We start from the raw sequence: 903 nt of genomic DNA on the forward strand, positions 1-903 counted from the left end.
TAAAAGTGGGAGTCTTATAAAATCGATAAAGAATATTGTTACTATTCTCTTTTCTCTATTATTGTTTTCTCTTATTGCACAATTCCCTAATATCTTCTACGCTTAGTCCTGTAGCTTTTGATACCATATGCTCATCTATACCCATGTCTAATAAGTTTTTTGCAGTTTTAATGATTCCTTCCTTAATTCCTTCCTTGATTCCTTCCTTAATCCCTTCTTTAATTCCTTCTTTGATTCCTTCTTTGATTCCTTCTTCTCTTCCCTTCTCCTCAGCTGCATTAATCTCGGCATTTCTTACCATCATCGCTTTTAAATCATTTTCATATATTTCTCTTTCTTCCTTATTTAAGCTCATTATATCTAGCTTCTCAGCTGCTTTTTTTATTTCCTCACTCTGTGCTAATTCTTCAGGCACACTATCCTTATCAAATTCATACGCTTTTGTTAAAAATGCTGCCCATCTATCTAGCGTTGTCTTTATTTCACTAAAATCTTTCTTGAATTTTGGAAGTTCTATAAAATGCAGTTCAAACAAATTACTAAATGACTTCTTGCTCTTTACATTGTATATTTTGTAAACATTATGATATTCTTCTTCATCTAAATATTCAAAGTCCAATATATTTATGCCTATAGTCTTCTTCAGCAAATTAAATTCATATCCACTTTCTATTTGGTCTGAATATACCTTCGCCCAGTAATACAAAGCTCTCTTGTCATAAAAGCTCTGCTCTGCAATCTGCATTTCTATATCATACCATACTCCTTTTTCATCTACTGCCTTTATATCAAGTATGCTCATCTTACCTTGCCTGTAATTTGCTAAGTTATAAGGGTTTTTTAACTCTATATCCACTATTTGCTCATCTTCACTCAACACTGAATTTATAAATGATATCAAAA

At 31.7% G+C, this 903-nt stretch carries 1 protein-coding gene; it reads right to left on the reverse strand.

The window, feature by feature from the left end; translation table 11 throughout:
- Positions 1-58: 58 nt before the first annotated feature.
- The coding region (locus CLTEP_RS14035; RefSeq protein ID WP_084365023.1) for an Rpn family recombination-promoting nuclease/putative transposase at positions 59-903 on the reverse strand (845 nt) is incomplete at its 5' end.

The organism is Clostridium tepidiprofundi DSM 19306 (assembly GCF_001594005.1).
Taxonomy (GTDB): Bacteria; Bacillota; Clostridia; order Clostridiales; family Clostridiaceae; genus Clostridium_AC; species Clostridium_AC tepidiprofundi.